16 protein-coding genes and 2 riboswitches are annotated in these 21,552 nt (G+C 45.8%); of the genes, 9 read left to right on the top strand and 7 right to left on the bottom strand.

Features of this window, described 5'->3' with window-relative positions; translation table 11 throughout:
• The first annotated feature begins 54 nt into the window (after nt 1-54).
• The 5 genes from rlmN (at nt 55) to ACM1ND_RS26375 (ending at nt 5,606) form a co-directional block, all read left to right on the top strand.
• Nucleotides 55-1,152, top strand: coding sequence for a 23S rRNA (adenine(2503)-C(2))-methyltransferase RlmN (gene rlmN / locus ACM1ND_RS26395; protein ID WP_023991003.1), 1,098 nt, complete (start codon nt 55-57; stop codon nt 1,150-1,152).
• A 139-nt stretch (nt 1,153-1,291) separates the two neighbouring features.
• Entirely contained in the window at nt 1,292-1,993 is a 702-nt protein-coding gene (locus tag ACM1ND_RS26390; RefSeq protein ID WP_023991002.1) for a dihydroorotate dehydrogenase electron transfer subunit, read from the top strand.
• On the top strand, nt 1,974-2,906 hold the full coding sequence (locus ACM1ND_RS26385; RefSeq protein WP_023991001.1) for a dihydroorotate dehydrogenase: 933 nt from the start codon (nt 1,974-1,976) through the stop codon (nt 2,904-2,906). Before ACM1ND_RS26390 ends, ACM1ND_RS26385 begins: the two co-directional genes overlap by 20 nt.
• Before the next feature lie 379 nt (nt 2,907-3,285).
• Entirely contained in the window at nt 3,286-4,872 is a 1,587-nt protein-coding gene (locus ACM1ND_RS26380; RefSeq protein WP_341056938.1) for an ATP-binding protein, read from the top strand.
• On the top strand, nt 4,869-5,606 hold the full coding sequence (locus tag ACM1ND_RS26375) for a response regulator (RefSeq protein WP_023990998.1): 738 nt from the start codon (nt 4,869-4,871) through the stop codon (nt 5,604-5,606). The genes ACM1ND_RS26380 and ACM1ND_RS26375 overlap by 4 nt, the downstream gene beginning before the upstream one ends.
• 50 nt (nt 5,607-5,656) lie before the next feature.
• On the opposite strand, the gene ACM1ND_RS26370 is transcribed toward ACM1ND_RS26375, so the two are convergent.
• Both ACM1ND_RS26370 and ACM1ND_RS26365 read right to left on the bottom strand, forming a co-directional pair.
• A complete protein-coding gene (locus ACM1ND_RS26370; protein WP_028540889.1) occupies nt 5,657-6,676 on the bottom strand; it encodes a 2-hydroxyacid dehydrogenase in 1,020 nt (339 codons plus the stop codon).
• A gap of 17 nt (nt 6,677-6,693) precedes the next feature.
• Nucleotides 6,694-7,749, bottom strand: a complete 1,056-nt coding sequence (locus ACM1ND_RS26365; protein WP_023990996.1) for an AEC family transporter — start codon at nt 7,747-7,749, stop codon at nt 6,694-6,696.
• A gap of 334 nt (nt 7,750-8,083) precedes the next feature.
• Between ACM1ND_RS26365 and mmuM the strand changes: the two genes are divergently transcribed.
• Nucleotides 8,084-9,031, top strand: coding sequence for a homocysteine S-methyltransferase (mmuM, locus tag ACM1ND_RS26360; RefSeq protein ID WP_023990995.1), 948 nt, complete (start codon nt 8,084-8,086; stop codon nt 9,029-9,031).
• A 148-nt stretch (nt 9,032-9,179) separates the two neighbouring features.
• Here the strand turns inward: mmuM and ACM1ND_RS26355 are convergent, their stop codons facing one another.
• The 5 genes from ACM1ND_RS26355 to rhaB form a co-directional block, all read right to left on the bottom strand.
• Nucleotides 9,180-11,450, bottom strand: a complete 2,271-nt coding sequence (locus ACM1ND_RS26355) for a GDYXXLXY domain-containing protein (RefSeq protein WP_199768898.1) — start codon at nt 11,448-11,450, stop codon at nt 9,180-9,182.
• Nucleotides 11,451-11,588: 138 nt separating this feature from the next.
• On the bottom strand, nt 11,589-12,482 hold the full coding sequence (locus tag ACM1ND_RS26350; protein ID WP_028540885.1) for an AraC family transcriptional regulator: 894 nt from the start codon (nt 12,480-12,482) through the stop codon (nt 11,589-11,591).
• A 198-nt stretch (nt 12,483-12,680) separates the two neighbouring features.
• Nucleotides 12,681-13,526, bottom strand: coding sequence for a rhamnulose-1-phosphate aldolase (gene rhaD / locus ACM1ND_RS26345; RefSeq protein ID WP_023990992.1), 846 nt, complete (start codon nt 13,524-13,526; stop codon nt 12,681-12,683).
• Between the two features lie 52 nt (nt 13,527-13,578).
• The gene (gene rhaA / locus ACM1ND_RS26340; protein WP_053326424.1) at nt 13,579-14,835 is read right to left on the bottom strand and encodes an L-rhamnose isomerase; all 1,257 of its coding nucleotides are present in this window, start codon (nt 14,833-14,835) and stop codon (nt 13,579-13,581) included.
• A 12-nt stretch (nt 14,836-14,847) separates the two neighbouring features.
• On the bottom strand, nt 14,848-16,329 hold the full coding sequence (gene rhaB / locus ACM1ND_RS26335; RefSeq protein ID WP_069081037.1) for a rhamnulokinase: 1,482 nt from the start codon (nt 16,327-16,329) through the stop codon (nt 14,848-14,850).
• 351 nt (nt 16,330-16,680) lie between these two features.
• Nucleotides 16,681-16,784: riboswitch (purine riboswitch) on the top strand.
• Between the two features lie 158 nt (nt 16,785-16,942).
• On the opposite strand from rhaB, the gene ACM1ND_RS26330 reads away from it, so the two are divergent.
• From ACM1ND_RS26330 to ACM1ND_RS26320, 3 genes are all read left to right on the top strand, one after another.
• Nucleotides 16,943-17,560: a xanthine phosphoribosyltransferase gene (locus tag ACM1ND_RS26330; RefSeq protein WP_053326423.1), complete on the top strand. Its 618-nt coding sequence runs from the start codon at nt 16,943-16,945 to the stop codon at nt 17,558-17,560.
• On the top strand, nt 17,554-18,861 hold the full coding sequence (locus ACM1ND_RS26325; protein WP_071558032.1) for a nucleobase:cation symporter-2 family protein: 1,308 nt from the start codon (nt 17,554-17,556) through the stop codon (nt 18,859-18,861). The genes ACM1ND_RS26330 and ACM1ND_RS26325 overlap by 7 nt, the downstream gene beginning before the upstream one ends.
• A 689-nt stretch (nt 18,862-19,550) precedes the next feature.
• Nucleotides 19,551-19,755, top strand: a riboswitch (cobalamin riboswitch).
• A 216-nt stretch (nt 19,756-19,971) separates the two neighbouring features.
• Complete coding sequence (locus ACM1ND_RS26320) at nt 19,972-21,552, top strand: ABC transporter substrate-binding protein (RefSeq protein ID WP_418026889.1); 1,581 nt, start codon at nt 19,972-19,974, stop codon at nt 21,550-21,552.

Genomic DNA, 21,552 nt, shown 5'->3' with positions numbered 1-21,552 from the left:
CTTAGTTTCATATAGAGGAAGACGAATTTGAATGTTTTGAAAAGAGGATCGAACATGAAAAAAGAATCCATTTATGGATTAACGCTAGATCAATTGACAGCATGGCTCATCGAGCATGGACATAAGAAATCCCGGGCATTGCAGGTATGGGACGCATTGTACCGGAAGCGGGTTACTGATTTTGCAGCGATGGCAGAGGTTCATGAGGATTGTACTCGCCTGTTGGCCGAGCATTTTTCCATTGAAACACTTGAAGAACACGTGAAGCAACAGTCAGCAGACGGGACGGTTAAGTTCTTGTTCCGGCTTCAGGATGGTAATTTGATTGAGACAGTATTGATGCGGCATAAGTTTGGCTTATCCGTATGTGTGACTACGCAGGTAGGGTGTAACATTGGGTGCAGCTTCTGTGCGAGCGGATTGTTGAAAAAGAGCCGTGACCTGTCCAGCGGTGAAATTGTAGAGCAAATTATGAAGGTCCAGCTGTATCTGGATCAGGAACGACCGGGCGATCAGGTCAGTCATGTTGTTGTGATGGGAATTGGCGAACCGTTTGATAACTTCGTGAACCTGTCCGATTTCATTCGGGTCATTAAGGATCACAAAGGGCTAGCGATTGGGCCACGGCATATTACCGTTTCCACAAGTGGACTGGCTGATAAAATCATTGAATTTGCAGATTCCGACCTGCATGTCAATTTGGCGATCTCCCTCCACGCTCCGAATAATGAGATTCGTACTCGCATTATGAAGATCAACCGGGCGATTCCGATTGAGAAACTCATGCAGGCGATTGATTATTATTTGGACAAAACAAATCGTCGGATTACGCTGGAGTACATCTTGCTGAAGGATGTTAATGACGGTAAGGAGCACGCGCTCGAACTGGCTGAGCTGGTGGGCCATCGACGTAATCTGGCCAATGTAAACCTGATTCCGTACAATCCGGTGGATGAGCATAGCCAATACCAGCGGAGTGAGTCGGAGTCGATTACTGGCTTCTATGATGTTCTGAAAAAACAAGGCATTAGCTGTAGTGTTCGGCTGGAGCATGGAGTCGATATTGACGCGGCCTGCGGGCAGCTACGCAGCAAGCAAATCCGCAAGGATGCCAAGGGTAGCCGCAATGCGGAGCGCGAAGCCATTAGTTAAATACACAAGCGTACTCTCTAACAGGAGTACGCTTTTTTATATCACGAGCCGCAGGGCGAAACGTTACCCGAAAATGTGAAAATAGTCACGTAATAGTTGCTGCTTTTACGTTATAGTGAGTGGTTAGTGGAGGGGTTATATGGCTAACGTAATTTCGAATGTGGCGCTCGTTCCGGGCATTTATGTGATGAAAATAGAGGGAAAGTTTAAAGGGAACATGGGGCAGTTTTACATGCTGCGCAGCGGGACAGGTTACCCACTGCTGCCCAGACCCATCAGCATTTATGATATCGGGGAAGAGAGTATTTCCTTTTTGTACCGGGTTGTTGGAGAGGGGACAAATTTGTTTTCCCAATTACAGCCTGGTCAGGAGATTCATTTAGAAGGACCTTTCGGAAACGGTTTTCCGCAGGTAGAGGGTAGTTTGGCTTTGATCGGCGGTGGCATGGGTACAGCTCCGTTGCTGTTGGCTGCAAAGTATTACCCGCATGCGCACGTTTATTTGGGGTTTGCACAGCAAGCCTTCGGGGTTGAAGCGTTCGAAGCTGTGGCGGCATCTGTGCAGGTCAAGGTAGGGGGAAGCATCGTCGAACAGGTTGATCCGACGCTTTATGCAAATATGTTCTCCTGCGGGCCAACTCCGATGTTGCAAGCACTCGCCATGAAAACGGTGGATACGTCATCCCGTTTATATATTTCAACTGAAAGACACATGGCCTGTGGTATTGGCGCATGTTTGGGCTGTACGATGCGTACCCGTGGAGGCAATCGAAGGGTATGTAAAGAAGGGCCTGTATTCCCGGTGGAGGAGGTGGAGTTTGATGATCTCCATGGTGTGTAATATTGCGGGTGTACCATTCAAGAACCCGATCATCATGGCTTCCGGTACGTTTGGATTCGGACGTGAGTATGCGGAATTTTATTCTCCTGAATTATTGGGTGGTATCGTCGGCAAGGGACTGACCCTGCATCCGAAGGCTGGTAATACGGGATCACGAATACATGAGACAGCATCGGGCATGCTCAATAGTGTGGGGCTGGAGAATCCGGGTGTTGCCGCCTTTTTGAAGGATGAGCTGGATGACATGACACGCTGGAACACGGCTGTTATTGCCAATGTGGGCGGCTCCAATCTGGAGGAATACGTTCAGGCCGTAGCGATGATTACGGAAAACGCGCAAAAGCGTCGCACGATGAACCGCAGAGGCGTTGATATGCTGGAATTGAACATTTCATGTCCCAATGTGAAGCAGGGTGGAATGCAATTTGGTATCCAGACGGAGGTAGCACGGGAGGTTGTGCGTCAGGTGCGCAATGTGACGGCGCTTCCGTTGGTCGTCAAGCTGTCTCCAAACGCAGAGAACATCACACAGATGGCCGTTATGTGCGAGGAAGAAGGCGCAGACGGAGTTTCGCTGATCAATACATTTTCTGCAATGAAAATAGATATACGCCGGCGTCGCAGTGTCTTCGCCAACACGTATGCTGGTCTTTCCGGCCCGGCAATTAAACCGATTGCCTTGCGCATGGTTCACCAGGTGGCACAGGCGGTGTCGATTCCGGTGATCGGGATGGGCGGGATTAGCTCGGTGGAGGATATTATTGAATTCACCATGGCAGGGGCCGCTGCCATTCAGGTGGGAACGTACAATTTTGTTCATTTACATGCAGGGGCTGAGCTGGTACATGGCCTTGAACAATGGATGCAGCGGGAAAAGGTGCAGTCATTGGATGAGATACGGGGAATTTTGTGAATTTGGAACCTTTTTGCATACACTAATTCATATAGAACCGGCTTGTCTTTAAAAGACAAGTCGGTTTTATTTATTTTACTGAAATAGCCAAGCATCAACTAGTGGTTAATATCGCACTTGTTCAAGATGAACGAAATTTGATTTTCCAGCCGATGAATGGCTTCCTCGGACGCCTGGTCGTTTGCACCTTGTTCCTGAAGCGCGCAGAGCTTGCAGAATAAGAAGGAAATTGTCAAACGATGTCGAATATCAAGGGAATATAGGGTCAGAGATAAGCTCTTCTTCCTAATGGGGAGCTTAACAAAAAAGCTAGGTGATGGGGTTGCGATTAAAAAGTAAGTCGAAACCGAGACGACAATTCAAGGTTTCGCTACAATTCATGATTATTATTTTGGTTGTTTTAGTTATCATTATTTCTTTAATTATATCCTTGCTTCTCATTCGTAATTTCGTGATTAACAAGCATTTTGATAATACGAAGGAAAAACTTTCGGGTATTGCCAAGATGGTTGCTAGTGACAACGATGTTATTCGTAATGTTGAGCAGGGAGTTCCTGTGAAGCAGATCCAAGACTACTCGCTTGGAGTCATGCACAACGTTAATGTGGATTTCGTTGTCATTTTGAATCACGATTTAATTCGGCTATCTCATCCGGATGCAACGATGGTTGGCAAACCGTTCTCTGATTTGAATGATGCCAGAAGAGCACTATCCGGTCAGGGACATTTTTCTGAGAATATAGGTATTTTGGGCAAAGGTTACCGATATTTTACGCCGATATTTAATCAACAGCATGAGGTCATTGGCATTGTATGTGTAGGGCTGACCATGAGAACCCTAAATCATGATTTGATGCAGGCGCAGTATACCATTTTTGGGGGGCTGATGCTTGGGCTCTTTAGTGGAGTTCTGGGCGCGATCATTCTGGCTCAGAAAATCAAAACGATTTTATTTGGGCTTGAGCCGCAAGAGATAGCGACACGATTGCGCGAAAAAGAAATTATTGAAAATGAGGTCGCTGAAGGAATTATAGCCATTTCGGCTGACAAGAAAATTATGCTCATGAACAAAGAAGCTCAGGCCAAGTATCAACTGGCAAACCAAGAGATGAAAGCCCCGATTGGCGAGCAGCTAGATACCAACTTTTATAACGTGCTCTTCAAGAGAGTGTTTGATGATAAAAAGAAAATCAAGGATCGCTCATTTTATGTGAATGGTATAGAAGTCATTGCGACAGTAACCCCTATATATATTGAAAATGAGTTTTTTGGGGCAGTTGCAACGCTGCGCGACCAATCCGAGATGATCCATCTCAGCAACCAGTTAAGTGGTACAAAATATTATATTAACTCCCTTCGCGGACAGACCCATGAATTTATGAACAAAATGCACGTAATATCCGGCCTGATTGAAATGAGGAAATATGCGGAGGTCAGTCAATATATTCAGCAGCTAAATCACCGGTATCAAGATGAGGTAGGCTTTTTGACTGAGAGAATTAAAGTTCCGGCATTAGCAGGTTTTATTATGGGTAAAATCAATGAAGCACGCGAACAGAATATTTCGGTTCTTCTTGCAGAAAGCTCGGATGTCTCTAATGTGGAGATGCAGGATATCGTTCATGATGTCATACACATCCTGGGTAATTTTTTTGACAACGCCATAGATTCCATCTTACAAAAAAAAGAACCCGGCAAAATTGAGCTGAAATTGAATTATGAGTGTGAGGGAAATGTATTCATTTTGAAAGTGAAAGATAATGGTATGGGGATTGATTTTGAGATGCAAAAAAGGATATTCGAGCATGGCTTTTCAACCAAAGGAGAAGACAGAGGCTACGGCTTGAATCTGGTTAAAACCATGGTGGAAAATCATCAAGGAATCATTGAGCTTGATAGCCAACCGGGTCTCGGAACAAGTATATATGTAGAGTTGCCCTGTACATTGGAGGTGACAAATGAATGAAAGTTCTAATTGTTGAGGATGATCCGATGGTTGCTGAGCTCAATCAACAGTTTATCGAGCGCATGGACAATTTGGATGTTGTATGTAAGGCAGATACCGTCAAGAAAGCACAGGACTGCCTTCAAAAATGGTCACCGGATCTGGTATTACTGGACGTTTATTTACCTGGAAAAAGCGGATTAACTTTATTATCACATATGCAGGAGCATCAGTATCATGCTTCAGTTATTTTAATTACGGCTGCAAAAGATATTCAGACGGTGAAGGAAGCTGTTTTTTATGGTGTTGCAGACTATTTAATTAAGCCCTTTACATTCGAACGCTTTAGACTGGCTGTTGAGAAAATCCAGCGTCTGGCCACGGTGATGGAGGAAGGGAACGGAATTAATCAAGCTGTTATTGACCATTATTTTAATAAAGAAGAGCATGCGGGTGTGGAAAAGAAAAAACCTGTTGAACATCCATCGCATAATCTACCGAAAAACCTATCTAAAAATTTGTCCAAACTAACCATGACCACGATACTGAAGAATATTCAAGAGCTGGACGGACCATTCTCGGTTGAAACATTAGCCAGAGAAGTGGACTTGTCCCGTATCACGGTAAAAAAATATATTCAGTTCCTGGTGGACGATGGCTTTCTAGTTGAATCGATAGAATACCACAAGGTTGGCAGGCCGCTAATGCTCTATCAGTTGAATCCTGATATAAAAGAACCGCCATTTCCGATGTAATCTGGAAATAGCGGTTCTTTTTTGTTCAACAAGAGTACCGAGCTTCCTAATTATTTCATAGAGAGAACAGGAAGTGGGACTAGGTTATCCGAAGAATGAGTTGTAACGATATCATGGAAGTTGTCGTAGCTAGTTTCAATCATGTTGGATAACGCCGTAACGGTATTCGAGCCAGCATGAGGCGTTACCAAAACTCTTGGATACAGCTCCACAAGCTTCTGGATCGTTGGGTCCGGGAGCATTTGCCATGGTTCAAATGCTCTAAAGAATAATTCATCTTCTTTAGGGAAGACATCCGTAGCGAAGCCTTCCAGATGGTTACTGAGCAAAGCGTCCAAAATGGCTTGGTTATCTTGTAATTCTCCACGTGAGGTATTGATGAGAATAGATCCCTTTTTCATTTTTGCCAAAAAGCTGGCGTTAATCATTTTGTCGTTCTGTCCCGGCAGATAAGGAACGTGCACACTAACGACATCACTCTCTGCCAGTAATTCATCCAAGGTCGTGAATGGAATGACTTCCTTGGCCGCATCTGATTGGTACACATCATAACCAATAACAGAGGCTCCCAATCCTTTAAACAATTTGGCCTCCGTCAGACCAATGCGACCAACCCCGATAATCCCAACTTTACAGTTATGGATCTCTTTGCTGAATGTATGCTCATCCACAATAAAATTTTTGAACGAGCTTTTGGTAGTCATATAAGCGGTGTGTCGGAACAGCATCATTGCTAAAGTTAGGGAGAGCTCGGCGATGGCATTCGGAGAGTAGGATGGCACGCGTGCCACCTTCATTCCGAATTCGCTGCAGGCATCCAAATCAATGTGGTTGATTCCGACTGTTCTGGTGAAAACATATTGAATGCCGTATTCATTGAATTTTGTGATATTTTCCCGATTGGCAGCACAGTTTCCTCTTAGCAAAACGGCATCGTGATGCTGTGCCAATTCTGCATTGCTGGTGGTTAACAACTCTTCTACTAGCGTTAGTTGGAAGTTATATTTATTGAGATCCTGGAAATAGGGTTTCTCATAAGAACGGACACCATAGCAAATGATTTTTAACATGTTGTTTTCCCCCTGATTTAGAAAATTCCAATTTTATCAATGACATTGAGCGTAATGATCCACACTGGAATCATGACGACAGAAGTGATAGTAGATAGAAGCGATGCATTAGAAGTTAATATGGCTTCCTTATCAAAACTGATGGCATAGGCTGCGGCTACGGTAGCTGTAGGAGTAGCCATCATGATGACAATAGTAGCTAAAGCGACAGAATCGACTGACAGAATATGGGATACAGTCAACAAAGCCAGCAAGACGATGTTAACAATAGGAACAAGCCAAACCTTAACTATGCTGTAATACCAAGAGGTCTTATCAGTAGCTGCCGACTTGAAGCTGATCTCCCCCAATGTCGAGCCAATCGATAACCAGGCTAATGGAGAAGCTAGTCCAGCTAGGTAGGTCATGGGCTTGAACAGCCAGACAGCGGTTTGATCAATTCTTAGAAAGGCGAACTGCTGAATGGCCCCATCCTCTGTAGCTACACTCATCTGTGGCAAATAACCTTGAAACAACCAAACAAACAAGCCTAGAAACGTGGCGATAACGATGGGATTCAAAAACATGGTTTTGAGATTTTTAAGCTCCATTTTCAAGCCGCTCATTTTGATATAGCCATAGGAGTATAAGAAAATGCGGTACCCTATGTTAAAAATGGAACTGTACATCACTCCGGTAGGACCGTAAATGGCTCCGACAATTGGAATTCCGAAGAAAGTAGTAGAACCGAAAATGGTTAACACCCGCAAAACATCCTGTTTATCCTTGTTGTAGCTCAGGAAGAACGGTTTAGAAATAAAGATGAGAATAATATAAATTAGAATTCCCCATATTAAAACATTCATTCCTTGTTTTAACATTGTAGGATTAATATCCTGCATGAAAGAATTAAAGGCTAGTGCTGGTAGAGCCACGGTTAGAACAACCTTGGATAACATCTTTCCTACTGCTGCGTTAAAAATCCCCTTCTTCCGACAAAAGAAACCAAGAAGGATAATAAAAACGGTGGAAGCGATAGAACTGAGAATTTTGTTATCTGTTAAGGTCGCTGTAATCATTTCTAGTAAAGACATAGATAAAACCCTCTCTTGTACCTTTTTTCACATAAATGACGATGCAGAATGTGACGATGCAATTCCCTGATCTTTTGGCCAAAGTGTTGGTTTGCACTTTTATAGTAAAATGACTTTGTGAAAAAAAGAACAATATCTAATTAATTTAACTTATGAAACTAATTTAAAAAATTTATACGTTACATCAGATGGCAAATGAAACGAGAGGGGACGTCTTCACGGAATGATTATTTCTTGGCTTTGTGAGTGCTCATCAACTTCCGTGCTATAATGTAAATCATTAAACCCCACTTGATTAGTGGGTTAAATAGAAAAGACGAGCAGGAGGGGTCACATGAACCCGATACAACATATACTGGACGAATTTCAGCTGATCGTGCTGGACGGCGCAATGGCGACCGAGCTGGAGCGTCATGGACATGATCTGAACGATAGCTTATGGTCAGCTAAAATCCTCCATGAGCATCCGGAGTCGATCAAGCGTGTACATAGAGATTATTTTGAAGCTGGGGCAGACTGTGCGATTACTGCGAGCTATCAGGCTACCGTTGAAGGCTATGTTAAACGGGGCCTAAGCGAAAATGAGGCGCTGGAACTGATTCAATCATCGGTGCGGATTGCTGTGCAGGCACGCGATGAGTTTTGGGCTGACGTGACGGCTACTGCTAGTCAGCGGCATCGTCCCAAGCCGCTAGTCGCGGCCTCTGTTGGCCCTTACGGGGCGTTTTTGGCAGATGGGTCAGAGTATCGCGGCGATTACAAGCTGAGCGAGGAACAGCTAGTGGAGTTCCACAGGCCGCGTATGAAAGCTCTGATTGAGGCGGGTGCAGATATTTTAGCTTGTGAAACGATACCCTGTCTGGTTGAAGCCAAGGCCATCGCCCGATTGCTGAAGGAATTCCCAGGCACGTATGCCTGGATCAGCTTTAGCGCAAAGGATGGGCAGCATATCAGCAATGGTGAGTCTGCCGCTGCATGTGCTGAGTGGCTGAATGGGCATGAGCAAGTGGCCGCTGTAGGAATCAATTGCACTTTGCCGAATTTCGTTCCATCGCTTATTCACGAAATACGCAGTCACACGGATAAGCCTGTGGTGGTATATCCCAATCTGGGGGAGGAATATGACCCGGTCAGCAAGACATGGCACGGCAGCACTTGTACAGAGACATTTGGACAAAGTGCCCGCCAATGGTATGAAGCGGGAGCTCGTCTGATTGGCGGCTGTTGCCGGACTCAGCCGCTGGATATTGAGGAAATAGCATCATGGACGAGAGATGTATAAACGAGGATAAGCGTAGCGTAGGGATAAAGGTTATCTATAAGAGGTAACTCGATGGCCCGAAAAAGAACAAGCAGGCTGAACCAAGTTGTGCTCCAGCAATGGAGCAGCTTGGTTCAGCCTGCTTTGTTGACTACCTACGCCGATCCGGTCAGCTTTCTGCCAAACGTTCCAGCAGCGCGTCCCCATTGCGGCTCACCCGAATATGGGCAAAATGTGCGTTCTGTTCTACAGTACGTCCGGTTCCCTCAGGGATGAAATAATTCTCAATACCGTACAGAATACGAGAACCATACCATTGTCCATTTAGAACGACCTCATGACTGGTAAGTTTTTCACCATCTTGATATAGGCGATCCGCGACGTATACTCCTTGGCTATCTGGTGTGAGAACGACTTTGACCTTGCCTCGGCTCCATTCCTCCTCCTGAAGAGGGGTCTTGGAAGGCGGGGTAGATATGTCGTAATTCAGTGCCACATAATCGCCTTGCAGCAGGGAGCGCGGGTCTATAGGAGCCAGTTTGAGCTTAATTGAAGCCCCTGTGGCGAGCAGGGTTTCACTTCTCGCCGTCTGATAGCCGATGATCCCCAGCTGTAGCACGATGACAATAGCGATGAGTAACGGGCTTAAGCGCATGAAGCTAAAGCTGCGGTGGTCGGCATCAAATGCTGCTTTGCCGCTATGGGCCATTCGCCGATCCGCCCACCAGGTCAAGCCGAGTGCAATGACCCCTAGAAGCGCCAACGTAAAAGACTTATACAGTAGCGTCCACAATAAATCATAGTATTTGAAGCCGATAAAAATAAACCAGAAGACAACGCTCATGAGGGTCTCCGATTTTTGTTTCAGACGGGCAAAGGCAAAGATCATCCCGGTAACGATAACAAAATAAAAAATGTTAATGAACATATAAGAGTGTGGAATGACATCCTCGAAAAACGTCGCCCAAAAAAGGAACAACAAGCTGAAAAATAATGAACTATTCCGCAGATGTTCTTTTAACTCCGTCTTGAATTTAAAGTAACTTACCCCATATAACACGGCATTGACGATGAAAAGAGAGAAGATGATGAACTTATAGGTCCAGTTCCAACCATCCCACTCCTGATACTGCTGAAATAAAATGGTCGCCAGATTCAGGTTTACAAAGGTGTAGGCAAAAAACAACTGCCTTTTCCCCTTGGAGCGAAACCATCCAGCGATGGAAACGATCAGAAATAATACCGAAAGCAGCGACTGATCTGACCATAGAATGGCCGCCAAGCCTGTTATATAGCTGATGGTCAGCAGTGTATAACGTATTACCGAATCCAGCTTGGATTCCGGTATGACAATCATCAAAATCATAAGCAGCAACGACACAACCAACAGTACATATTCGGTGTGGTTTACATTCGTGCTAATCATAATCAATCCGATGAGAGATATACTACCGATCAGCACTCCAACCACTTTGATTACACGGGATACGGTTTTGCTGATCCATTCACTGCCATGTTCCTCGGGAACGGTCGTCTCAGTCTTTGATGTACTAATGTCCGTTATCCCTGCTTCCGGCGGTGTTTTTCCCAAACGATTCAAATAACGGAAAAACCACACGTTACCCGTCAGCAGCAGCGCCACAAAAATCAAACCAAACACAAAAAACAGAGATGAGGAGTACGCCTCTGCCAGCTCTATAAATTTAAAGACAGCAAACGCTGAGAGCGCCAATGCATTCAAGGTCAGTAGCGTTTTATTCAGTCGCACCTTGATAAATATATAAAATCCTAAAGCAATCACAGCGATATACGGTATATTCATGACCAGCCCATACCCATCAAATGCAAAAGAGTTGGTCATCGCTAACATGGCTATATGAAAAACAGTAAAGCTCATATATTGTAGTGGAGCAGAGCGTATACGATGAAGGAACGCCAATAGAAACAACACCAGATTGACCAGTGCGAACACTCCGGCAATCGACAATGATCGAAGTTCGCTATAAGGCACACTTTGCATCGTAGGGTAAAAATAAAGCCACAAACCAAGTTGAATCAGTACATAAGACAGCATATAAAAGGGATTGTAGCGAGTAATCCAGCTAAGTAGCAGAGCCGGCACCGACCAAATGAAAAACAATCCGTAGCTGTCCGCATGGGAATTGTAAATTTGACCGAGCAATGCCACGGAAACGCCAAAGGCTATACAGCCAGCCACCAAAAACATATTAGACAGAAAAGCTTGTTGGCCGGGAACAGCACGTATCCGTGCAAATACAAAAGACAAGCCATAGAACAGAACAACAAGCGCAGCAGCAAGTACAATCTTGGATGTCCGATCCAGTCCGCCCCAATTGGAGGCGAAAAAATAAATAATTGCGGCCAGTATCAGTGAGATGCCCAGCAGATAGCCCGTACGTATCGCATTGAATCGCAGCATGGATTTCACGTACCTTTCCTGTTGGTTTGAAGCCTATTATAGCGTTGAAAGGGTTCAGAACCAAGTGTAAGTTAGGATCAGGTCATAAAAAGAGAGCCACCGTATACGGCGGCTCTCTTTAACGTTACTGGATTCCGACTAAGCGTTGACGGTACGAATCTCTTGCCGGGACTGATGTCGGAAGCGATACTCACGCGGTGGAATCCCTGCCGTTTTCTTAAATGCCTTGGAAAAGGTGGACATATCGGTATAGCCGATGGACTGGGCTATGATCGACAAATTGTAAGTTGTCTGCTCCAGTAATCTTTTGGCTTCGTTAATCTTGAGGTTTTGCAAATACTTGGCGGGAGAGATGAGGAAGGTGGAATGGAACTTACGTGAAAAATGCGCACGATCCACACCTACATGCTCGGCAATTTGCTCAATCGTAACACGGTCACAATAATGCATTTCAATGTAATCTTTCCCCTGCTGGAGCCAATAATCAGAGCATACAAAGTTGCGCAGCACGTCAGATGTGTTGCGGGACAATTCCTCGAAGATCTGGTGCAGTGTAATCAAGCGGGCCAGATCGCTGCCTTGTCTGCTGTTGTCGTGTACGATGGAAAACAGGTTGGAGATAAGTCCGAGGATTTCCTCGCTCACTGCGTTAGCCATAAATGGCGTAGAGGGATTAATTCCGATCCGCTCCAGCAATGCGAGGGACTTGGGTCCCTCAAAGGCAATCCATACCTTTTGCAACGGGTGCTCCTGATCGGTGTAATATTCATGGGCAAGATGCGGAAAAAAACAGAATAAATCAGACTTTTGGACACGGTAATTCTGCTGCTTATAAATAAACTCAGCCTGACCTTCAAGTACAAAAATCAAATAAAAATAAGGAACAGCCTTGGGACCGACATGGCAGCTTGTTTTCGAAATATCCATACCAAGTCTGACTGGCCAAATGGCGCTGGATTTTTCCAGTTCGGTAGCTGTGAAATAATGGTCTTCCACGATGTCGAAGTGATCTTCATTTTTTGCTCTTTTCATAACTTGTCACCTCTCCTTTGGTGGAGATAAGGGAATTTTGATTTTATTGTATATAAAGGGAAGCGTAATTACAAGTTAATTCATTGGAATTAAGGGTTATATAATTAAAACTAGGTATGCCAAAGGCTCCATGGCCGGTTTGAGACGAGCCATGGAGCCTTTTAAGTTCTGTATTATGAGATGAAGATTAGCCTACATTTATACGTTCAGGATTCCTTCTTTTGGAGTAACGTTAAAGGCTTTCGCCAGATCGGCCAATTCCTGATCCGTAATTCGTTGCTGAATATCATGGTGAGCAATGAGCATATAAATTTGCGCCGCTTTTTCAATCGTTTCAATCAGGCCAAACGCTTCATCAATGGAGCTGCCCGTTCCGAAAATGCCATGATGAGGCCATAATACAGCGTGATGATCCTTCATTTTTTTAGCCGTTTCGCGGCCGATTTCGCTGGAACCTGGTACCATCCAAGGGATTACACCAATACCGTCTGGAAAGACGACAATACATTCGGTACACATTTCCCACAGCGTTTTGGTGAATTGGTTTTCGTCCAGACTATGAATGAAGGTCATGGCAATAACATGGGTGGCATGATTATGAATCACAACACGATGGTTAGGATCGACCTTCAAGCGCTCAATGTGGCCCATAAAATGGGAAGGTAACTCACTGGTAGGCACTGCGCCATGTTTGAGGCCCCACAAGACTTCCAATTGCTCACCATCCTGGGAGACACGAAGGACTCCTAAGTTAGCTTCTGGATCTGCAATTACGTTTTTAAAATATTTTCCTGATCCGGTGACGATAAAATATTTACCAGCCAGTTCATTCACTGGGAAAGCAGGTTTAATCGTCCGAATGACCTGATGAATATCTATATATTTTGCAACCTCAGCTTCATCCAGAATATAGCTTACATTACCTCCATTGCGTTCATCCCAGCCGAATTTCCACATGTTTTGTGTAATTTCCGCCATCTCGCGAACAAATGGGATATCCAGTCCCGATTTGCGTTCTTTTTGATTCTCCAGCACAGTAGTCATGGATAATCTCTCCCTTTGTATGATATGAATATAAGCATTATCAGTGCAGTAGTTACCGTTTCAGCAGTACCTGTTGTTCATAGTTTTTTACTTCGGCCAGCCATTCCTCACGAACAGGAACGCCGTTTTGAGCGCAATAGTAATCCCATATGGCACCAAACGGATACGATTTAAACTCTTCGACCAGAGCAAGACGAGTGGTGAAATCCCGTTCCTCTTCCGCCTGCTTTAATGCTTCAATCGGTTCGAGCATAGCGCGAAGCAGCGCTTTGATCGTGTTGCGTGTTCCGATGACCCATGCTGCTACATGATTGATACTGCCATCAAAGAAATCAAGACCGATATGGGTTCGGGAAAGCAATTCACCGCGAACCAGCTCACGGGCAATGTCCAGCAATTCGTCGTCCATCGTCACGACATGATCACTGTCCCAACGAACCGGTCTGCTGACATGGAGCAATAATTGATCGGTGAACATCAGCACAGAGGACAGTTTGTTCGAAATGACTTCAGTTGGATGGAAGTGACCAGCGTCGAGACAGATAGATTTACCGCGTGTCAGGGCGTAACCCATATAGAATTCATGTGAGCCCACGACATAGCTTTCTGAGCCGATGCCGAACAGCTTGCTTTCAACCGCATCGATGTTGTATTCCTCGCTGATTTCCTCGCTAAAAATTTCGTCCAGCGCATCACGCAGACGTTCTCTTGGAGCCAACCGATCAACCGGAGTATCTTTATAGCCATCCGGCATCCAGTGGTTTGTGACACAGGGCTGACCGAGTTCTTTGCCAAAATGCTCTGCAATCCTGCGTGATTTTTTGCAGTGTGTGATCCAGAAATCGCGGATTTCCGAATCCTTGTGACTCAGTGTGAAGCCGTCTTCCGCTTTGGGATGGGAGAACAAAGTTGGATTAAAATCAAGCCCGAGCCCTTGCTGTTTGGCCCAGTCTACCCAGTTCTGAAAATGGCGTGGCTCCAGTTGATCCAGATCCACTTGTTCTGTGGTGTCCGCATAGATTGCGTGCAGATTGACCTTGTGTTTACCCGGAATAAGCGATAGAGCTTTTTCTAAATCCTGACGCAACTCATGCGGCGTGCCTGCTCTGCCCGGGTAGCTGCCCGTTACGGCAATCCCCCCGCTAAGCTGTTTGTCTTTGAACAGAAATCCCTGAACATCATCTCCCTGCCAGCAGTGCAGTGATATTTTGATTTGTGAAAGCTTCCGTAAAATGTCGTCAACTTGAATACCGTGGCGGGCATACAGCTTTTTCGCTTCGTTATAACTAGCTTCAATAGCTTCATTCATGGCTTTACTCCTTTATTGAGATATCTGAATAGAGGATGTTGCTTGTATCTTGAGGCGCTCCCAGCGATCCAGGAGTTCTTGCAAGCCTTCCACCGATTTCGGCTCATATAGCCGAGTCGGAAAGGAGCGGGCGATGGTTCGGCCAGCAGCTTTGAGATCTTCAAGAGCACCAGAGCTGATTAATTGCACGACAATATTGCCGATGGCCGTAGATTCGGAAGGACCTGCCTGAACCTCAATTCCCAAGAGATCGGCTGTTAGCTGACATAGTAACTCGTTGTTAGCGCCTCCGCCGACAATGTACAATCTGGTAATCGTTTCGTCTGTTAAACGTTGCAGTTCGTGTAAGGCATCGCGGTAGCTTAAGGCCAGACTGTCGAAAATACAGCGGGCGAGTGAACCCGGCGTCTTGGGGATGGGCTGGCCTGTTTCTTCACAGAATCGCTGGATTTCAAGGGTCATACTATCCGGGTTTAAGAAGGATGACTGGTTACAGAGGACGAGACTGACAAACGGTGTCTCTGCTGAAGCCAGTTCGGCCAATTCAGCAAAGCTATGTGCGGAACCGCCCTCTCTTCTAACCTCTTGAATCATCCATAACCCCATAATATTTTTCAGAAAACGGTACGTACCGTAAGCGCCCCACTCATTGGTGTAGTTCGCCTGCATGGCTGCCTTGGTATTCAAGGCTTGGGATCGTTCCATTCCCAGTAGTGACCACGTTCCGCTGCTAATATAAGCCCAAGATTCTTCCCGCTGTGACGGAACACCTGCAACAGCCGATGCAGTATCGTGAGTAGGAGCAAGAATGATCTGACAGTCCGGAAGATCATATTTTTGAACAAGCTCCGGCAAAAGAGAACCCAGAACCTGTCCAGGCTCGGCAAGCTCTGAAAACTGATTGCGTCGCAGTTGGAGCAGGGATAGCAGGTCTTCATCAAACTCTCGGGTGTTCACGTTGAGAAGCTGCATCGTGGACGCATTCGTCATTTCATTGATCATGATGCCTGTCAGGCGATAGTACAGATAATCGGGGACCATCAATATTTTATCTGCCTGGGCAAGCTGTTCCCGATCATGGACGAACAGTTGATACAGGGTATTAAAGTTTAGTTCCTGAATGCCTGTTTTCTCATACACAGCCTCTCGACTGATGAGCTGGTGCAGCCTGTCGGGCGCATGGAGGGTACGTGCATCCCGGTAAGCGTATACCTCATGAATGCGGTTTCCTTTCTGATCAAGCAGTACGTAATCTACAGCCCATGTATCAATGCCGAGCGTACAGGAGTGAATCCCCGTCTGTTTAGCTTTTTGCAAGCCCTGAATAATCTCATTCAATAGTTCGTCGATATTCCAGTAATCGTGTCCGTTTTTTTCGGTAAAGGAGTTGTTGAAACGGTGAAGCTCTTGCAAGTGTAGCTGGTCACCTTGCAGAGTTGCACTTACGAGCCTTCCGCTTGAAGCTCCAATATCAACAGCAAGATAATTATTCATACCCAATCTCCTTGCATGGATAAAATACTGGCAGCCTGAAAGTCTGCCTTTTGCTTTCTTAACTAACTCCATACTACTTCCGTTTTTCTTTGTAGTCAACATAAACGGAAGTATAATTTGTGGTTTTATTTTTGTTTTCTAAAATTATAATTAAAATTAAATGTTGTTTTGCATGTATTTTTGTTTTTTATCTGTTTTCTACAATCAGGATTATGCAAAGTCCTTACAATATATATACCTTGAACAAAGGTCGGCTTGATTTACGATATTCCAATTGTGGAAGGTTCTCCAAATGCCGCTGTCTGTATGAAAAATAGTCTTGAAACCGCCCGCCAGAGGGTGTAGTATACAAGATATCAATTTCATATGACTCGTATAATATTGGGGATATGGCCCAGAAGTTTCTACCGGATGACCACTGTAATCGTCCGACTATGAGTGATAGCGCATCGGCTTTGGATGAATGCGGGCATTTATTTGTGCGCCAATCCGTCAGGGATTACAACCCCAAGGACAGGCTTCACTTGAGAAACAACTCAAGGGAGCCTGTCCTTTTTTTGGTTTTGGCAGGTTTTATACTATTTTAAAGTACAGAAGGAGCGATACTCGCATAATGAAAGCTTTGGAGGAACGTATTCGTCAAGAGGGACAAATTTTATCTGACACCGTATTAAAGGTAGATTCATTTTTGAATCATCAGGTAGATACAGCATTAGCATTGGAGATTGGTAAGGAGTTTGCACGCCTTTTCGGCAGTGCTCCGATCACCAAGGTGCTTACAATTGAAGCTAGTGGTATTCAATTTGCTATGGCTACTGCTATTGCCTTGGGGGTCCCTTTCATTTATGCGAAGAAAAAGAAAGCAATCACGCTGAATGAGCAGGTATACTTCGCAGAGGTTCATTCGTTCACTCGGCAGGAAACCTATCAGGTGAGTATTTCCCAAAAATATCTCCATGCCAGCGACCATGTGCTGATCGTAGATGATTTTTTGGCTACTGGCGCAGCATTGGTCGGACTTACGGATATTGTTAAGGAAGCAGGAGCGGAGTTGGCCGGGGTTGGCTGTGTGATTGAGAAGAGCTTCCAGGAAGGTCGTGGACTGTTGGAGCAAAGAGGCATTGCCGTACGTTCTCTTGCGCGTATCGCTTCCATGGCACCAGGCGAGGTTCATTTTATAGAGGAAGCTGGCGTGGTGATTCCTCCCGTTAAGGAGAATGTGGGATGTTAAGTAAACAAAAGTTATTCGCGCTGGGCTTCCAGCATGTCATGGCGATGTACGCTGGAGCAATTGCTGTACCTCTAATTGTAGGGGGAGCATTGCACCTGACACCAGCCCAGATGGCTTATTTGGTGGCTGCCGATCTGTTCACTTGCGGGATTGCTACGTTATTACAGATTATGGGCACACGCTTTTTCGGTAGTAGACTGCCTGTCATTTTAGGCTGTACGTTTACGGCAGTAGGGCCCATCATCGCGATTGCTTCGACCTCAAATTTAGCGACAGCGTATGGTGCAATTATTTTGTCTGGTATATTTGTGGTGTTAGCAGCACCGTTGTATGGCAAGCTGCTACGCTTTTTCCCCACGGTGGTTACAGGTTCGGTCGTTACGATTATCGGTCTATCCCTTATTCCGGTGGCGATGAACAATGTAGCAGGGGGCCAGGGCAGTTCGGACTTTGGACAGCCACGTAATTTACTGTTGGCGTTAGTCACACTACTGGTTATTCTGCTTGTGAATCGGTTGGCAAAAGGCTTTTTGCGCTCGATTTCCGTGCTTATTGGTTTGTTCGCGGGCACAGTGGTTGCTTATGGAATGGGAATGGTGCATTTTGCTCCCGTGGCGGAGGCCTCATGGGTGAGTGTTGCACAGCCGTTTTATTTTGGTAAGCCAGAGTTTAGCATTATGGCAGTTTGTACGATGATTATCGTCAATATTGTCAGCATGGTCGAGTCAACGGGCGTTTATCTGGCAGTAGGCAAAGCGATTGATCAGAAGGTGGAGCAGAAGCAGATCGTCAATGGTCTGCGTTCCGAAGGACTTGCGATTATGCTTGGGGGTATTTTTAACGCGTTTCCTTATACAGCTTTCTCGCAAAATGTTGGTTTGATTTCACTCACGCGCGTCAAATCGCGAAACGTTATTTTTGCTGCGGGCGGTATCATGGTTGTTCTTGGTTTGCTTCCTAAGCTGGCTGCCTTAACGACAGTGATTCCTAACGCTGTGCTGGGCGGGGCGATGATCGTCATGTTCGGCTCGGTCGCTGCATCAGGCATGTCTATTTTGTCAGAAGTGGATCTACGGAAAGAAAGCAATCTGCTGATCGCAGCATGCAGCATTGCCGTGGGCCTAGGCTCTGCCGTTCTGCCGCAAATGTTCGACCAGCTGCCGAGCTTTGCTAAAATGCTGTTGCAAAATGGCATCGTTTCGGGTTCGATTACAGCGATTGTCTTGAACATCGTTTTGACAAGAAAACAGGGCGAACCGGTCAAAAGCGTGACGGTTCAGGAGGTTCCACAGAAGGTTTGATGATTAGGAATAAATAAACCCTTGCCGTCTGGGGACATATAGATATTGACCCTGTCCGACTGTGCAGTGGCGCTAAAGTTAACTCTTAAGTTGATTTATTTACTAGAGGAATTTGCTAGAGTAGTGGGCGAGGTCGTGGTATAATTTACCTTATGGATTTTGAATAGTGGTGGATGTTTTCGGACTACGGTGCAGCTTCCCGAAAGGGGGTGAAGCCGATGGTTACACTTGTGTCGTGCTACGATGTGGTGCGTTGGATGGTTACGTTACTAAGCCTGGTGTTTAGTATTCGTAAACTTTATCGCTGGCTACGTCGAAAATTTCGGAACAAGCGAAAACCCACCGCGTAATTAGGTTGGCCCCTAACGGTGGGTTTCGTTTGCATTAACATTTAGTTATGCAGCGCGCCGTGGTGGTGATCCACAGCCTTTCAAGTCCTAAGAGTCTTTGCCGTTGGCGCGGCGAAGACTCTTTTTAGTATACGGACACGATGATTATCTATATACCTAATTTTAGCACGTTCATTTCGTGCACGCAATGAATAGACATCACCTTCATTCTCGCCACATCGTTCAAATTTAAATTATTGTGCAGCATTTATTGACAAGCCTGTGACAACAAAATAAGATCGTAATGGAAAGAAATAAAGGAAGAAAACAGGTGTGAGCCGGACGACTCTATGTACGAGGTTTTGTTGAGACCATGTAGATGGTTGTTGAGCGTGTTCACTTAAAAGGGAAGTTCGGTAGATTCCGACACGGACCCGCCACTGTATACAGGCATCAGCAGGATACTGCTGGAGCTTTCAGAACAGCCACTGGAACTGTGAAGAACCGGGAAGGCCTGAAAGATGCGCCTGGAGTCAGGAGACCTGCCTGTTTTGACATCACTGTCAGACCCACGGGATGCTGGGGAGGTGGTTAGGCGTGCTGCATACGGAATGTCTGAAACCGATCCGATCCCTTCTATGTTTTTGGAGTTGGCTTCGAGGTGAGTTTTGACATTTTATAATGAAAGCATTTCTGACTGCTGATCAAGTGGTCCGGAATGCTTTTTTCGCGTTTTGCGTTAGGTTTATATGATTTTACAAGATAGAGGGGGATTCATTGAATGATTAGCAATCGTAGCAGGCGTTCATGGTTGATATGTACAGGGGTGATGCTGTTGCTGGCAGTTATGGCTCTTTCGGGATGTGCCAGCAATAAGACGTCGGATAGCTCCGGCAAGGGTGAAAACGCGTCAGCACAACAAACAGCGACAGATAAAAAGCTGGTAATGGCGTATACATGGAAACCGTCAGGCGTTGACCCGCACGGAGATAATAGCTGGGATGTGATGCGATCCGGTGCAGGTGAGACACTGGTACGTTTGAATGAAAAGCTGGAGCCTGTGGCTTGGCTGGCAAAGGAGTGGAAGCAGGATAGTCCTACAGTTTGGACGTTCAGCTTGCAGGATAAAGTCACTTTTCATGATGGAAAGAGTATGGATGCAGCAGGTGTAAAAGCGTCTTTGCTGCGCTCTATCGAGAAAAGCCATCTGGCGAAGGATTTACTGAATGTGAAGTCCATTGATGTAAGCGGCCCGCTGGCTTTGAAAATCACGACAAACCAGCCGAACGCGGCGCTGGTGTCCAATCTAGCTGATCCATCGACAATTGTACTGGATGTGGCATCGATGAAAGATGAGCAGAGTTACCCAGCGATGACAGGCGCCTTTAAAATCAAAGCGTTCAACAAGGACCAATCGTTGGTCGTAGAGCGTTATGACGGATATTGGGGCGAGAAGGCACGACTGGCTGAAGCGACGATGAAGTTCATTACGGACGGGAATTCGCGTCTGATGGCGCTGCAATCCGGCGAGGTGGACGTAGCGACGGATATTCCGGTTGATAATGCAGAGGTACTGAAAAAGAATGACAAGCTACAAGTGCTGTCGGCTCCCTCCTTGCGCACCCATATGATCGTGTACAATATGGAATCGCCAGTATTCAAGGATGCGGCGAACCGTAAGGTGGTGGACAGCCTGATTCCACGCACATCGATTGTGAGCGCCGTCATGAGGGGCTTCGGTACGGAAGCAAGCAGCCCATTCCCGAGCATTCTTCCCTTTGGTAAAGTTGAGCGTAAAGCGCTGGGGGGAACGGCAGAGCAGCTGTTGACGAAGGATGGCTGGCAGAAGGACGCCCAAGGGACATGGACTAAGCAAGGCAAGCCGTTCGAGGTTACGCTGCTGACTTTCCCTCAGCGTCCGGAGCTCTCTGTTATGGCTGAGGTCATCCAAAGCCAATTGCTGAAAGAGGGAATCCAGGTCAAGATTCGCAAGGTGGAAAATATCGACGAGGCGTTGACCAAAAACGATTGGGATTTTGCAATGTACAGCATGCTTACTGCTCATACAGGAGAGCCGCAATATTTTATGGACATGTTTTATTCTTCGAAAAGCGAAGCCAATGTAAGCCGGTATAGTTCCAAACCGCTAGAGAGTATTCTTAACAGCTTGAAGCTGGCGAAGGATACAGCGCAGCGTAATGCTGTGACACTACAAGCGCTGGATATCATCAATGCGGATTTGCCACAGTCGTTCATTGTGCATCCTGATAATGTGTTTGGTGTGAAAAAAGGGGTGGAGGGTTTTACACCCCATCCGATCGAGTATTACTACATTACAGCGCAATCTGATATTACGGAATAA

The organism is Paenibacillus sp. JJ1722, assembly GCF_048282685.1.
Classification (GTDB): Bacteria; Bacillota; Bacilli; order Paenibacillales; family Paenibacillaceae; genus Paenibacillus; species Paenibacillus polymyxa_B.
Note: the sequence above shows the minus strand (reverse complement) of the source record. Positions and strands in the feature narration are given on the sequence as shown.

What these genes read in the sequence shown, in the direction of transcription:
- rlmN (WP_023991003.1), top strand. Translation starts at nt 55, where the DNA reads ATGAAAAAAGAATCCATTTATGGATTAACGCTAGATCAATTGACAGCA.
- ACM1ND_RS26390 (WP_023991002.1), top strand. Translation starts at nt 1,292, where the DNA reads ATGGCTAACGTAATTTCGAATGTGGCGCTCGTTCCGGGCATTTATGTG.
- ACM1ND_RS26385 (WP_023991001.1), top strand. Translation starts at nt 1,974, where the DNA reads ATGATCTCCATGGTGTGTAATATTGCGGGTGTACCATTCAAGAACCCG.
- ACM1ND_RS26380 (WP_341056938.1), top strand. Translation starts at nt 3,286, where the DNA reads ATGATTATTATTTTGGTTGTTTTAGTTATCATTATTTCTTTAATTATA.
- ACM1ND_RS26375 (WP_023990998.1), top strand. Translation starts at nt 4,869, where the DNA reads ATGAAAGTTCTAATTGTTGAGGATGATCCGATGGTTGCTGAGCTCAAT.
- ACM1ND_RS26370 (WP_028540889.1), bottom strand. Translation starts at nt 6,676, where the DNA reads ATGTTAAAAATCATTTGCTATGGTGTCCGTTCTTATGAGAAACCCTAT.
- ACM1ND_RS26365 (WP_023990996.1), bottom strand. Translation starts at nt 7,749, where the DNA reads ATGTCTTTACTAGAAATGATTACAGCGACCTTAACAGATAACAAAATT.
- mmuM (WP_023990995.1), top strand. Translation starts at nt 8,084, where the DNA reads ATGAACCCGATACAACATATACTGGACGAATTTCAGCTGATCGTGCTG.
- ACM1ND_RS26355 (WP_199768898.1), bottom strand. Translation starts at nt 11,450, where the DNA reads ATGCTGCGATTCAATGCGATACGTACGGGCTATCTGCTGGGCATCTCA.
- ACM1ND_RS26350 (WP_028540885.1), bottom strand. Translation starts at nt 12,482, where the DNA reads ATGAAAAGAGCAAAAAATGAAGATCACTTCGACATCGTGGAAGACCAT.
- rhaD (WP_023990992.1), bottom strand. Translation starts at nt 13,526, where the DNA reads ATGACTACTGTGCTGGAGAATCAAAAAGAACGCAAATCGGGACTGGAT.
- rhaA (WP_053326424.1), bottom strand. Translation starts at nt 14,835, where the DNA reads ATGAATGAAGCTATTGAAGCTAGTTATAACGAAGCGAAAAAGCTGTAT.
- rhaB (WP_069081037.1), bottom strand. Translation starts at nt 16,329, where the DNA reads ATGAATAATTATCTTGCTGTTGATATTGGAGCTTCAAGCGGAAGGCTC.
- ACM1ND_RS26330 (WP_053326423.1), top strand. Translation starts at nt 16,943, where the DNA reads ATGAAAGCTTTGGAGGAACGTATTCGTCAAGAGGGACAAATTTTATCT.
- ACM1ND_RS26325 (WP_071558032.1), top strand. Translation starts at nt 17,554, where the DNA reads ATGTTAAGTAAACAAAAGTTATTCGCGCTGGGCTTCCAGCATGTCATG.
- ACM1ND_RS26320 (WP_418026889.1), top strand. Translation starts at nt 19,972, where the DNA reads ATGATTAGCAATCGTAGCAGGCGTTCATGGTTGATATGTACAGGGGTG.